General features: G+C 59.5%; 12 protein-coding genes. 8 read left to right on the plus strand and 4 right to left on the minus strand.

The annotated features are described in order from the left end of the window. Position 1: 1 nt before the first annotated feature. Complete coding sequence (locus GA830_RS09370; RefSeq protein WP_195161620.1) at positions 2-1,030, minus strand: aldo/keto reductase; 1,029 nt, start codon at positions 1,028-1,030, stop codon at positions 2-4. 130 nt (positions 1,031-1,160) lie between these two features. On the opposite strand from GA830_RS09370, the gene GA830_RS09375 reads away from it, so the two are divergent. Beyond that, positions 1,161-1,622, plus strand: a complete 462-nt coding sequence (locus GA830_RS09375) for an RbsD/FucU family protein (RefSeq protein WP_195161621.1) — start codon at positions 1,161-1,163, stop codon at positions 1,620-1,622. Here the strand turns inward: GA830_RS09375 and GA830_RS09380 are convergent. Genes GA830_RS09380 through GA830_RS09390 form a run of 3 tightly spaced genes read right to left on the minus strand, consistent with a single transcriptional unit; the run spans position 1,619 to position 5,408 of the window. Further along, a complete protein-coding gene (locus tag GA830_RS09380) occupies positions 1,619-2,644 on the minus strand; it encodes a Gfo/Idh/MocA family protein (RefSeq protein ID WP_195161622.1) in 1,026 nt (341 codons plus the stop codon). The two genes, GA830_RS09375 and GA830_RS09380, sit on opposite strands and share 4 nt — an antisense overlap. After that, positions 2,641-3,825: a mannonate dehydratase gene (uxuA, locus tag GA830_RS09385; RefSeq protein ID WP_195161623.1), complete on the minus strand. Its 1,185-nt coding sequence runs from the start codon at positions 3,823-3,825 to the stop codon at positions 2,641-2,643. The genes GA830_RS09380 and uxuA overlap by 4 nt, the downstream gene beginning before the upstream one ends. Before the next feature lie 2 nt (positions 3,826-3,827). Further along, on the minus strand, positions 3,828-5,408 hold the full coding sequence (locus tag GA830_RS09390; RefSeq protein ID WP_258045391.1) for a mannitol dehydrogenase family protein: 1,581 nt from the start codon (positions 5,406-5,408) through the stop codon (positions 3,828-3,830). 83 nt (positions 5,409-5,491) lie between these two features. On the opposite strand from GA830_RS09390, the gene uxaC reads away from it, so the two are divergent. The 7 genes from uxaC to kduD are packed head-to-tail and all read left to right on the plus strand — an operon-like array spanning position 5,492 to position 12,259. Next, positions 5,492-6,901, plus strand: a complete 1,410-nt coding sequence (gene uxaC / locus GA830_RS09395) for a glucuronate isomerase (RefSeq protein ID WP_195161624.1) — start codon at positions 5,492-5,494, stop codon at positions 6,899-6,901. A 35-nt stretch (positions 6,902-6,936) separates the two neighbouring features. Continuing rightward, positions 6,937-7,914, plus strand: a complete 978-nt coding sequence (locus tag GA830_RS09400; RefSeq protein WP_195161625.1) for a TRAP transporter substrate-binding protein — start codon at positions 6,937-6,939, stop codon at positions 7,912-7,914. A gap of 60 nt (positions 7,915-7,974) precedes the next feature. Beyond that, positions 7,975-8,562, plus strand: a complete 588-nt coding sequence (locus GA830_RS09405; protein WP_195161626.1) for a TRAP transporter small permease — start codon at positions 7,975-7,977, stop codon at positions 8,560-8,562. 3 nt (positions 8,563-8,565) lie between these two features. Beyond that, positions 8,566-9,846, plus strand: coding sequence for a TRAP transporter large permease (locus GA830_RS09410; RefSeq protein WP_195161627.1), 1,281 nt, complete (start codon positions 8,566-8,568; stop codon positions 9,844-9,846). Positions 9,847-9,855: 9 nt separating this feature from the next. Then, positions 9,856-10,617, plus strand: coding sequence for a FadR/GntR family transcriptional regulator (locus tag GA830_RS09415; protein ID WP_195161628.1), 762 nt, complete (start codon positions 9,856-9,858; stop codon positions 10,615-10,617). Between the two features lie 29 nt (positions 10,618-10,646). Further along, positions 10,647-11,498: a 5-dehydro-4-deoxy-D-glucuronate isomerase gene (kduI, locus tag GA830_RS09420; RefSeq protein WP_195161629.1), complete on the plus strand. Its 852-nt coding sequence runs from the start codon at positions 10,647-10,649 to the stop codon at positions 11,496-11,498. Beyond that, on the plus strand, positions 11,495-12,259 hold the full coding sequence (gene kduD / locus GA830_RS09425; RefSeq protein ID WP_195161630.1) for a 2-dehydro-3-deoxy-D-gluconate 5-dehydrogenase KduD: 765 nt from the start codon (positions 11,495-11,497) through the stop codon (positions 12,257-12,259). Before kduI ends, kduD begins: the two co-directional genes overlap by 4 nt.

Consider the following 12,259-nt stretch of genomic DNA (forward strand, 5'->3'; position numbering starts at 1 on the left):
CTCAGCCTGCTTGCGTCGGCGCGTCTTCCCGCATCAACCCTTCGGCCTTCAGGTCGGTCCACAGTTCAGGCGGTATGGTGACATCAAGAATTTGACGGTTGCCCGCCACTTCCGCCACGCTCTGCCCGCCGGGAATAACGGAAACGACAGAGGGGTGCATCAGCGGAAATTGCAACGCCGCCTCGATCAGCCGTACCCCGTGGCGCTGACAAACGGCGTCGATCCGGCGCACCTTCTCCACCACGTCGGCAGGAGCGCGGGAATAGTTGAAGAACGCGTTGTCTGAGGGCCCCGACGCCAGAATGCCCGAATTGTAAGGACCACCCAACGTGATACCTATGCCGCGCTGCTGGCAGAAAGGCAGGAAGCTTTGCAGCGCCTCCTGCTCCAGCAGCGTATAGCGCCCGGCCAAAAGAAACAGGTCGAAATCGCCTCTTTCGGCAAGCCTTTGGCAGGCCTCCCATTCATTGAGGCCAGCGCCGAAAGCGCGGATCACCTTCTGCTCGCGCAGTTCAACAAGCGCCTTCAACCCCGAACTGATGAGTTGTTGCCGGTGCGGTTCAAGCGCTTCGGCACTGCCAAAAGTGAAGATGTCGAGATCATGCGCATACAGAATATCGACGCGGTCCACCCCCAGCCGTTCCAGCGAAGTTTCGAAGGAGCGCATCACGCCATCATAGCTGTAGTCATAATCTTCGCGTCGCGACGGAGTGTCGAAAAACTTGCCGATGCCGGTTCGCTCTTCGGGCTTGCACACCTTGAGCAGGCGTCCGACCTTGGTGGAAAGCAGATAGTCGTCACTCGGCTTATCGCGCAAGAACCGGTTCAACCGCGTCTCCGAAAGGCCGAGCCCGTAGAGCGGTGCGGTATCAAAATAGCGGCAACCCGTGTTCCAGGCTTCCGCCAGCACGGCGTCGGCCTCGGTGTCCGAAACGGCACGGTACAGATTGGCGATGGGTGCCGAGCCGAATCCAAGCTCGGTAAAGTTCAGCACGTCCCGTCCAGCACGCTGCCATTGGCGGATTTTCATGAGCTTCCTCCGGTTGTTCTGTGTGGAGGTTTTTACATTCGGCGGCAAGTGGCATCTCCTGCTCGGGCCGCCGGTGGACACCCGTGTTCCCGTCGGCTAATCGTCTTCGCTATGGTTCTGGGAGGAACACATGCTCAAAGGCATAAGCCCGCTGTTAAACGCCGATGTTCTCCACGCGTTGCGTGCCATGGGCCATGGCGACGACCTGATCATCGTCGATGCCAATTTCCCTTCTGTTTCAACAGCGCGCCTGACCTCGCTCGGGCACGTGCTCAGCATCGACAATGTATCGGCCGCAACAGCCATCCAGGCCATTCTCTCGGTCTACCCCCTCGACGGATTTGTCGACGATGCGGCCGGACGCATGGAGGTCGTCGGGTCGCCGGGTGAAATCCCGGTCGTGCAGCGTGAGGTTCAGAGCGTGATCGATGCCGCCGAGGGCAAGTCCTGGCCGATGGTGCCGATTGAGCGTTACGCATTCTATGACCGCGCCAAGCAGGCCTATTGCGTCATCCGCACCGGCGAACGGCGCTTCTATGGGTGCTTTGCACTGCGCAAGGGCGTGGTGCCGCCCGATGAATACCAGACTTAGCGCACAGCTTCGCGTTTGCCCGATTGCGCCGAGCGCAGCATGGCTTCGATCATCCGGTGAACTTTCAGGGCCTCGCGTCCGCTTACCAATGGCGCGCGGTTATTATCGATAGCGTCGAGGAAATCGGCGAGAACCGCGCGGTGATGATGGTGGGAAAAGGCCATGGGGTCAGCGCCGGCCCCACCGCCTTCAGAAATGTCGGTGGCAGTGACGTGACTTCCATCATGAAAATTGACGGTGAGATGCGCGCCATCAAGCCGCGCTGTTCCCTTCGCTCCGATTACATCGATGGCGTCGGGGTAGCCGGGAAAGGCTGCCGTGGTGGCAGTGATGGTACCAAGCGCGCCGTTGTCAAATCGCACCGCGGCAACAGCAAGGTCTTCGGTCTCCATGCTGTGGACGGGGCTCGTCGTCGCATACGCGGTCACCTCTAAGGGAACGCCGACAAGCCCGATCATCAGGTCAAGCGTGTGGATCGCTTGGGTCAAGAGAACACCGCCGCCATCGCGGTTGCGCGTGCCGCGTCCCGGCTCATCGTAATAGCTTTGCGGGCGCCAGTTGTAGAGCCTGGCTGAAGCGCTGACCAGCGATCCGAGCCGACCGGAATCGACAATCTCCTTCAGCGCGGCGCTTGCCGGACGAAAGCGATGTTGGAGGACGACACCAAGCTTCACACCGGCATTTTCAGCTGTCTCGACCAGTTCCACAGAGCGCTCAAAACTGGTCTCGAGCGGCTTTTCGAGCAGGATGTGCTTGCCGGCATCTGCGGCCTGTCGAACCAGGTCAAGATGCGTGTTGGGCGGCGTCAGAATCACCACGGCATCGATGGATGGATCGTTCCAGATGACCTCCATGCAATCGACCGGCGCAAATCCCCAACTCGTGCTGAACGCGTCTCGGCGTGCGGCGCTGGGGCTGAACACTGCTGCCACCGCAACACGGTCTGCAAGATCAAGCAGGCTTCTGGCGTGCGGCGCGGCGGCCATTCCGAGACCGATTAAGGCAATGCGCTTTTGGGTCATGGCTTGAGCTCCAGCGTTTCCAGTGCGCGCATGATACCGCGCAACTCCGCCAGTCCCTTCAGCCGGCCAATACAGGAATAGCCCGGGTTCACTGCCTTTCCGATGTCGTCGACAAGAGCGTGGCCATGATCGGGCCGCATCGGTATCAGAAAATCGCTGCGTCCATCGGTGCTGCGGCGCGCCTCTTCCTGCAGCAAGGCCGCAACGACGCGCACCATATCGACATCGCCATCCAGATGGTCGGCTTCATGAAACGAGAAGTCGCCTTCCCCGGTGACATTGCGCAGATGAACGAAATGGATGTCGGGGGCAAACTCCTGGGCCATGTCGACGAGATTGTTGTTTACGCCCGCACCGTAGGAGCCGGTGCATAGCGTCAATCCATTGGCAGGCGAGCGGCAACCCGCCAGCACCTTGCGAGCGTCTTCGGCGCTGGAAACGACGCGCGGCAGGCCGAAAATAGGAAAAGGCGGGTCATCGGGATGGATCGCCAGCCGCACGCCTGCTTCCTCCGCCACCGGCACGATCTCGCGCAGGAAGGCCAAAAGGTTCTCCCGCAAGCCCTCCGTCGAAATATCACGATACCCATCAAGCGCTCGCAAAAAGCTTTGCCGGTCATAGATGAACTCACGCGCCGGAACCCAACCGATCAGGTTGTTTTCCAGCCGCCCCCGGTCGCTTTCACTCATCGCTGCAAGCCGTTTGCGCGCCTTTGCGATCCGCTCGGGCGGGTGGTCCGCTTCTGCCCCGCGACGGTTCAGCATCAGCACGTCATAGGCGCAGAAATCCACCATATCGAAGCGCAGCGCCGTGCCGCCATGGCCCATCTGAAACTCCAGATCGGTACGGCTCCAGTCGGTGATCGCCATGAAATTGTAGCAGATGGTTCTGATCCCAGCTGCACCCACCGCTCGGATAGAGGTTTTGTAGTTCTCGATATACTGACGAAATCGCCCGCTGCGGGTCTTGATGTCGTCATGCACGATAATGCTCTCGACCACGGTCCACTCAAAGCCGGCAGCCGCCAGTTCTTCCCGACGCCCTCGAATGTCGTCGAGCGGCCACGCTCTGCCGTCATTGAGGTGGTGCAGGGCGGTGACGATCCCCGTCGCGCCAGCCTGTCGTATATGCGAAAGCTTCACCGGGTCGTCGGGACCGAACCAGCGCCAGGTCTGTTTCAATTTCAGTTTTCCTTGATGTGGGCGAGCGTGGCCGCAATGCCGTTCGCCTGGATGGCTTTCAGATGGGCTGCAGCCACGCCTATCAACGTCGCGCGATGTGCGCTGTCCTTGGCAAATCCCGCGGCTTCAAATGCCTGCCCGATGGCTTCCGCTGGTAAGCGATTTGCCGCGATTTCGGCTAGGCGGTCATCCAGCGGATCGGTAAAATGGTCCTTGGCAAAGGTGCCGCCGCGTGCTGCGCAGCAGGCGACCCATGCCGCCACAACTAGCATTAAATGGTCGATCCCCAGCCCTTTTTCAGCCCGCTCGAGCGCTGAGCTGATGATGCGTTGTGGCAGTTTCTGGCTGCTGTCATTGGCAATCTGTGCGATCCGATGCTGCAGCGCCGTGTTGGAAAACCGCTTCGCCAGCTCCTGCGTATAGCGCGTGGTATCAAGTCCTGCATCGTTGGGCAGGGTCAGCACAGCCTCACTCCAGAGTGCATCGATGAAACCCCTGATCGCCACATCGGCAAAGGCTTCCGCCACGGTTTCATGCCCGCTGAGCAGGCCCAGAAATGCGATGCCCGAATGCGCGCCATTCAGCAGCCGCAGTTTCATCAGCTCGGAGGCACCGACATCGTCCACCATGGTCACCCCAAACCGTTCCCAGTCAGGTCGGCCAGTCGGAAAATGATCTTCGATAACCCACTGGGAAAAGGGTTCGGTGATAACCGGCCAAGCGTCATCAGCTCCCAGTTTGGCCGAAATTCGGGCTCGGTCGCCATCGGTGGTGGCCGGTACGATCCGGTCGACCATGCAAGACGGAAAGGCGACGTCCAAACCGGATTGGCCGAGCTGTTCTTGCCCCCGCAGGGCAAAAAACCCGATCATCAGCCGCCGCAACGTCGCCCCATTCGCCGGCAGGTTGTCGCAGCACAGAACCGTAAATGGAGGTGTGCCGGCCAGCCTGCGCCGCACCAGTGCCTCGGCGAGAAATCCGTAAAGTGTTTGAGGTCGGTCTGGGTTTGCCAAATCCCACTGGATACCTCCATGGCTGGTGTCGAGCCCCCCGGCAGCGTTGCGCAAATAGGCCTTTTCCGTCACCGTCAACGTGACGATGCGGATAGAGGGATTGCTCAATTCTGCGATCACGGCGCCCGGATCATCCGGCGCTACCAGCGTCCGCACGATCGAGCCAATTACCTGAAGGCTCTCGCCATCGCCGTCGCCTACCGCGAGCGTATACAGTCCATCCTGCGGATGCAGCGCATCGCGCGTATCGGCGCTGCGCAGCGATATGCCGACAATCCCCCAGCCGGCTTCCCCTGCGTTGATACACGCGTCCACATAAGCGGCCTGATGCGCGCGATGAAAGGCACCAAGGCCAAGATGCACGATCCCGGCCGTAACAGATGACCGGTCGTAGAGCGGTGTTTCTATCGGCTTGGCAACAGACCCCAGTACCAAGTTTGAAAGCCGGCGAGTTGGGGCTTGATTCACACTGTCCTCGCGCTGCTTGAACGCATCAGAAATTCCTCCCTTGTGCCGACGGCGACAAATCCATCTACAACACATGCCAAATCTGCACAAGGAAGTCATCATACAACATTCTAATTTTTGTACGTTGACATTAGGTGGCGACAGTCCTAGCCATAACTACCGAAGGAGGAGCGGCATCGTTACACATGACAGGGCCTATCAACCAGGATTTGCTGTTTTCCGCCGAGCCGCGCAGCCGCGACATCGCTCGCAATCTTTATGCCGGCGTGAAAGATCTCCCGATCATCAGCCCTCATGGACACACCGATCCGCGCTGGTTTGCTGAAAACGATCCGTTTCCAGATCCTGCCCGGCTGCTGATTGTCCCGGACCACTATATTTTCCGCATGCTCTACAGCCAGGGCATTAGTCTGGAAGATCTCGGCATTGCCACCCTCGACGGTGCGCCCGTTGAAACGGACGGTCGCAAGATATGGCGGATTTTTGCCAGCAACTATTTCCTATTTCGCGGTACGCCCACACGGCTCTGGTTCGACTACGTCCTGCAAAACCTTTTCGGCCTTGATGCGCCCCTCAATGGCGACAATGCCGACAGCCATTACGATGCCATCGCGGATTGCCTGCAGCGCGAGGATTACCGCCCGCGGGCGTTGTTTGAGCGCTTCAATATTGAAGCAATTTCCACCACAGATGGCGCGCTCGACGACCTGCGCTGGCATAAGATGATACGTGACAGCGGCTGGAAGGGCAGGGTGGTCACCGCTTATCGTCCAGACGCTGTGATCGATCCCGATTTTGAGGGGTTTTCCGCAAATCTGGATGCGCTGGGCGAGAGAACCGGCTGCGACACCGGCAGTTGGCAGGGATACCTCGATGCACACCGCGCGCGTCGCGCGTTCTTCAAGACATTCGGCGCCACTTCTACCGACCACGGCCATGCAACGGCCGAAACCGCGAACCTCTCGGATGCAGCTGCAACCGAGCTTTTCAACCGCGTTCGCGCCGGATCAGACGACGAGCGCGCGCGTCGCCTCTTCCGTGCCCAGATGCTGACCGAAATGGCCAAGATGAGCCTGGATGACGGGCTGGTGATGCAGATCCATCCTGGTTCCTGGCGCAACCATTCGCCGGTAGTGATGGCCAGGTTCGGGCGCGACAAGGGTTTCGATATTCCAACCCGCACTGACTACGTCACGGCATTGAAGCCGCTTCTGGACTGTGTCGGCACGCGCAGCGACCTCACCGTCATTGTTTTCACGCTCGATGAATCCAGCTATGCGCGCGAACTGGCGCCGCTTGCAGGCGTCTACCCGGCATTGCGGCTCGGGCCGGCCTGGTGGTTCCACGACAGCCCGGAGGGAATGCGACGCTTCCGCGAGATGACGACGGAAACCGCCGGCTTTTACAACACGGTCGGGTTCAACGACGACACCCGCGCTTTTCCATCAATTCCGGCCCGTCACGATGTGGCGCGCCGGGTCGATTGCGCATTTCTCGCGCGTCTCGTCTCGGAGCACAGGCTGCGGGAAGACGAGGCGCACGAGCTTGCGCAGGAACTGGCCTATACGCTTGCAAAAAAGGCGTACCGGCTCTGAGGGGCGAAAGCCTGATGCACAACGGGAGGAAAACCATGATGCATTTTTCGAGACTGGCGGGAGCTGCCTTGACGGCGGCCACGCTCATGATGACAGCCGCAAGCGCCCAGACGGTGCTTCGTTCATCCGACACACATCCGGATGGATATCCGACTGTCGAGGCGGTGAAATATTTCGGTGAACTGGTAAAACAGAAAACCGACAACCGCTATTCGGTCGAAGTGTTCCACTCCGCCCAGCTCGGCCAGGAGGCCGATACGGTTGAGCAGGTGCGGTCGGGTGTTATCGATATCAACCGCACGTCGCTGGGACCCTGGAACGGCCTGATCCCGGAAACGACGATCCCTTCTCTGCCCTACATTTTCCGCTCGTCCGACCATGCCCGCAAGGTCATGAACGGCCCAATCGGTGATGAAATTTTGGCCTCCTTCGAGCCCTTCGGCGTTGTGGGTCTCGCCTTTTATGACGGTGGTTCACGCTCCTTCTACAACACAAAGAAGCCGATCGAATCCGCCGACGACCTGAAAGGCATGAAGTTTCGCGTCATGCAGTCAGACATTTTCGTCGACATGGTCGGCGCGTTGGGCGCGGCAGCAACGCCAATGCCTTATGGCGAGGTCTACTCGGGTCTGGAAACCGGCGTTATCGACGGCGCTGAAAACAATTTCCCAAGCTACGACACTGCCAAGCACGCAGAGGTGGCAAAGTTCTACTCCCTCGACGAACATCTGATCGTGCCTGAAGTGCTGGTCATGTCCAAGGCAAGTTGGGAAAAGCTCACACCGGAAGACCAGACGGCCGTAAAGGCTGCTGCGAAGGAAAGCGTCGCCAAGCAGTGGGAACTGTGGGATGCGCAGGTGCAAAAGTCTCGGGCTGCCGTGGAAGCCAGTGGCAGCAAGATCACCTCACCGGACAAGCAGCCCTTCATCGATGCCATGAAGCCGGTCTATGAGAAGTGGGTCACCGATCCCAAGCTGAAAGACCTCGTCGCCCGTATCCAGGCGACCGAATAGTCCAGTTCGGGGAGGGGCGTTCGCCTCTCCCCGGCTTCGGTCACAGCTGGGAGAACAAACATGTCAACGCACGAACGCGCACCGATCGCGCCAAGCTCTGCGGAACGTCCACTGCTGGCACGGCTGGCAGCGATCCTGTCGCGCGCCAGCACGATGGCGCTCTACCTCGCTGCGTTCGCACTTGTCGCGATGACCGCAATTGTCGCCTGGCAGGTCTTTTGTCGCTACGTTTTGAACTGGTCCAACAGCTGGACGGAAATCTCGGCTGTGCTTTTGATGAGCTGGTTCATTTTTCTGGGCGCTGCAGTCGGTGTTCGCGAGAATTATCACCTCGGCTTTGACGTGCTTCTCTATGTGCTGCCCGACGGCAGCAAGAAATGGTTGCGCACCCTTTCCGATGTGCTCGTCAGCGCCTTCTCACTCGGCATGATCATTTACGGCCTGCAGCTCGTCGAGCTCGGCTGGCGCGCCCGAATGCCGGCGCTGGGCATCCCCGAAGGGGTCAAGTACCTGCCGCTGGTCGCAGGCGGGCTTTTGATCCTGTTGTTCAGCATCGAGCGCGTTGTTTCACGCTTTGCTGGTCTGAATGTCGACAAGGATTTGCATGACGCCGAGGTGACCAGCCTCGACCCGGTCAAGGAACTTTGATCAATGGCTCTCTGGATTCTCTTCGGTACATTTGCGGTCTTGATGCTGACTGGTACCCCTATCGCATTTTGTCTGGGTATCGCCAGTTTTGCGACCATCCTGTACATGGGCCTGCCGCCGCTCGTCATCTTCCAGCAGATGAATTCGGGCATGAGCGTCTTCACCCTGCTGGCCATACCCTTCTTCATCTACGCCGGTGACTTGATGGTGCGCGGCGGTATCGCTCAGCGCATCGTCAATTTTGCCGGGTCAATCGTCGGCCATCTGCGCGGCGGGCTGGGGCAGGTCAACATTGCCGCCTCGACGCTGTTCGGCGGCATTTCAGGTTCGGCGGTGGCCGAGGCAGCCGCCGTCGGTGGGCTCATGATCCCGCAGATGAAAGCCCGCGGCTATGGCGTCGACTATGCCGTCAACGTCACGTCGATGGCAGCGCTGATTGCGCTACTCCTTCCGCCGTCGCACAACATGATCATCTATTCGATTTCAGCCGGTGGCAAAATCTCCATCGCCGACCTCTTCACCGCCGGTATCATGCCCGGGCTTTTGCTTGCTGCAGCCTTGATGCTGACCGCTTATTTCGTGGCGCGCAGCCGTGGCTATCCGACCGAAAAGTTTCCAGGCATGGCCGTGGTCGGGCGGCTGGGCGCTGTCGCCATTCCAGGGCTGCTGCTGATTGGCATTATCTTCGGCGGTGTCCGCTCAGGCATCTTCACGGCAACCGAAAGTTCATGCATTGCCGTTCTCTATGCCATCCTCGTCACCATTTTCATCTACCGCTCGCTGTCCTGGCAGGGTTTCGTTGAAGCGACGATGGGCGCGGTCAGAACCACATCCATGGTTCTCCTGATCATCGGCACGGCAGCCTCCTTCAGTTGGCTCATGGCCTATCTCAAAGTGCCCGCCGCGATGATCGACTGGATGAACTCCGTCTCACGCGATCCTCTCACCATCCTGTTGCTGCTCAATCTGCTGTTGCTTCTGCTCGGCACGTTCATGGACATGGGCCCGACCATCATCATCACCACGCCGATTTTCCTGCCAGTGGCCCAGGCTTATGGCATCGACCCTGTTCATTTTGGCGTGATCCTGATCCTGAATCTCGGTATAGGCCTGAACACACCGCCGGTGGGCGCTGTGCAATTTGTCGCTTGCGCAGTGGGCAAAATTACTGTGTGGGAGGCCATGCGCTCGATCTGGCCGTTCTACAGCGCCGGCATCATCGTGCTCGGGCTGGTCACGTATATCCCGGCCATCTCCTTATGGCTGCCGAGCGTCTTTAAATAGGAGTGGGGTATGGACGACATTGTCACCGATCTCAGGCTGGAACGCCGTCCAAAACTGTCCGAGCGCGTCGTTCAGGCGCTAAGGGAACAGATCTTGAGCGGCGAAATCCTCGCCGGCCAGAAGCTTCCGACTGAAAGCCAACTCACCGCAACCTTCGCAGTCAGCCGCACGGTCATCCGCGAAGCAATGGCGTCCCTCGCGGCCGACGGCCTGGTCGAGGCCCGGCAGGGTGCCGGCGTTTTCGTCATGGAGCATGCGTCGCTTGCTTTCGGAACAATCAGTCTCGACATCGGTAAGAAGATCTCTCAGGCCCTTAATGTTCTTGAAGTCCGCATGGGCATAGAGATTGAGAGCGCGGGGCTGGCAGCTCAGCGTCGCAACAACGCGCAGGAAGCAGCGATCCAGGAGGCCTTTTTCGAATTTGAACGGCTGCTGGCATTGGGGCAGGCGACCGGTAGAACTGACTTCGCCTTCCACCGGGCGATCGCCGTTGCCACCAACAATCCATTCTATGTGGAAGTTCTCGACGCCCTCGGCGCGCGCACTATCCCCTGTGATGTCACGACGCCCTGGGGCACCGAAAGCGTATTGACGCGCGATTACCAGAGCGGTCTGCAGCGTGAACACCACGCCATCCTGCTCGCCATCTCGGCAGGCGATCCGGAACGCTCCCGCGATGCGATGCGCGCGCACCTCTCCGAAAGCCAGCAACGCTACCGCGTCCGTATGAACGGCCAGCAGGCCGAATACAGCGCTAAAGCTTTGAGCTGAATTCTCTACGCCTCAGTGGAAAGACCGAAATGAAAACAAGCCACATCGATTACACCTGTCGCTATGCCATCGACCCGGCCACCGCCGCGACGATGGGGACAGATGAACTCCGCCACAATTTTCACATCGCTGGCTTGTTCGAGCCGGGGCGCATCACTTTGACCTATACGCATTATGACCGCATGATCGTCGGCGGAGCGATGCCTGTGGATGCCCCGCTTGTCCTTGAGGCGATAAAGCCCACCGGCACCAAAAACTTTCTCGATAGACGCGAACTTATCGCGGTCAATATCGGCGGTGCGGGGGCTGTCACGGTCGATGGCCAGACCCATCAGATCGGCAACCGCGACATGATCTATATCGGCATGGGAGCCGAAGCTGTCAGCTTCGCTTCAACCTCGCATTCGACACCTGCAAAGTTCTATCTCCTGAGCGCGCCTGCACACCACGCTTATCCAACCAAGCGCATCGCTATCGCGGATGCCAAGCGCATCGATCTCGGTAGCCAGCAGACGTCAAACGAGCGTTCCATTTTCCAGTTCATCCATTCTGAAGGCGTAAAGACCTGCCAGCTCGTCGTCGGCATGACGCAGCTCGCGGCGGGATCGGTCTGGAACACCATGCCCTGCCACGTCCACGACCGCCGCATGGAGGCCTATCTCTACTTTGATTTGGCCGAGCAGGCGCGCGTTTTCCACTTCATGGGAGAACCAGATGAAACCCGCCACGTCGTGATGAAGAGTGAGGAAGCGGTGCTCTCGCCGGGCTGGTCGATCCACTCCGGGGCTGGAACCTCCAACTATGCGTTCATCTGGGCGATGGCGGGCGATAATGTCGATTACACCGATGTTGATGCGGTCGCGATCGAGGATCTGCGATGAGCGATCTTTCCGCCTTTAGCCTCGCGGGCAAGCGCATTCTGGTAACCGGCGCCAATACGGGTATTGGCCAGGGCATTTCGGTATCGGTCGCATCCGCTGGCGGTCATGTCATCGGTGTCGGGCGATCATCAATGGAAGACACCGCTGCGATGATTTCTGCGGCAGGCGGAAAATTCTCGGCCGTCCCGTGCGATCTCGCCGACCACAAGGCGGCGAAATCCATGCTGGATGACGTGTGGGCTGAGGCCCCGGTGGATGGTCTGGTCAACAATGCGGGCATCATCCGACGCGCCGATTCCATCGATCTCAGCGAAGCAGACTGGGACGACGTCATGGACGTCAACCTGAAGTCGCTCTTCTTTCTGTCTCAGGCGTTCGGCAACAATGTCTTCGGCACTCCGGGCCGGCACGGCAAGATCGTCAACATTGCATCCATGCTGAGCTTTCAGGGCGGCATCCGGGTCGCGTCATATACCGCGTCGAAGCATGGCGTTTTGGGGCTGACGCGGTTGCTGGCCTGCGAATGGGCCGAAAAAGGCATCAACGTCAATGCCGTCGCCCCGGGCTACATCAACACCAACAACACCGAGGCATTGCGCGCCGACCCCGACCGCAGTGCGGCCATCCTGGCGCGCATCCCCGCTGGGCGTTGGGGCGAACCGGACGATATAGGCAACGCAGTGGCGTTTCTGCTGGCTCCCGCGTCCGATTATATGCACGGCGCAACCATTCCAGTCGATGGCGGCTGGTTGGCGCGCTGA

This window comes from Mesorhizobium sp. NBSH29, from assembly GCF_015500055.1.
GTDB lineage: Bacteria > Pseudomonadota > Alphaproteobacteria > Rhizobiales > Rhizobiaceae > Neomesorhizobium.

What these genes read in the sequence shown, in the direction of transcription:
- GA830_RS09370 (WP_195161620.1), bottom strand. Translation starts at nt 1,030, where the DNA reads ATGAAAATCCGCCAATGGCAGCGTGCTGGACGGGACGTGCTGAACTTT.
- GA830_RS09375 (WP_195161621.1), top strand. Translation starts at nt 1,161, where the DNA reads ATGCTCAAAGGCATAAGCCCGCTGTTAAACGCCGATGTTCTCCACGCG.
- GA830_RS09380 (WP_195161622.1), bottom strand. Translation starts at nt 2,644, where the DNA reads ATGACCCAAAAGCGCATTGCCTTAATCGGTCTCGGAATGGCCGCCGCG.
- GA830_RS09390 (WP_258045391.1), bottom strand. Translation starts at nt 5,408, where the DNA reads ATGATGACTTCCTTGTGCAGATTTGGCATGTGTTGTAGATGGATTTGT.
- uxaC (WP_195161624.1), top strand. Translation starts at nt 5,492, where the DNA reads ATGACAGGGCCTATCAACCAGGATTTGCTGTTTTCCGCCGAGCCGCGC.
- GA830_RS09400 (WP_195161625.1), top strand. Translation starts at nt 6,937, where the DNA reads ATGATGCATTTTTCGAGACTGGCGGGAGCTGCCTTGACGGCGGCCACG.
- GA830_RS09405 (WP_195161626.1), top strand. Translation starts at nt 7,975, where the DNA reads ATGTCAACGCACGAACGCGCACCGATCGCGCCAAGCTCTGCGGAACGT.
- GA830_RS09410 (WP_195161627.1), top strand. Translation starts at nt 8,566, where the DNA reads ATGGCTCTCTGGATTCTCTTCGGTACATTTGCGGTCTTGATGCTGACT.
- GA830_RS09415 (WP_195161628.1), top strand. Translation starts at nt 9,856, where the DNA reads ATGGACGACATTGTCACCGATCTCAGGCTGGAACGCCGTCCAAAACTG.
- kduI (WP_195161629.1), top strand. Translation starts at nt 10,647, where the DNA reads ATGAAAACAAGCCACATCGATTACACCTGTCGCTATGCCATCGACCCG.
- kduD (WP_195161630.1), top strand. Translation starts at nt 11,495, where the DNA reads ATGAGCGATCTTTCCGCCTTTAGCCTCGCGGGCAAGCGCATTCTGGTA.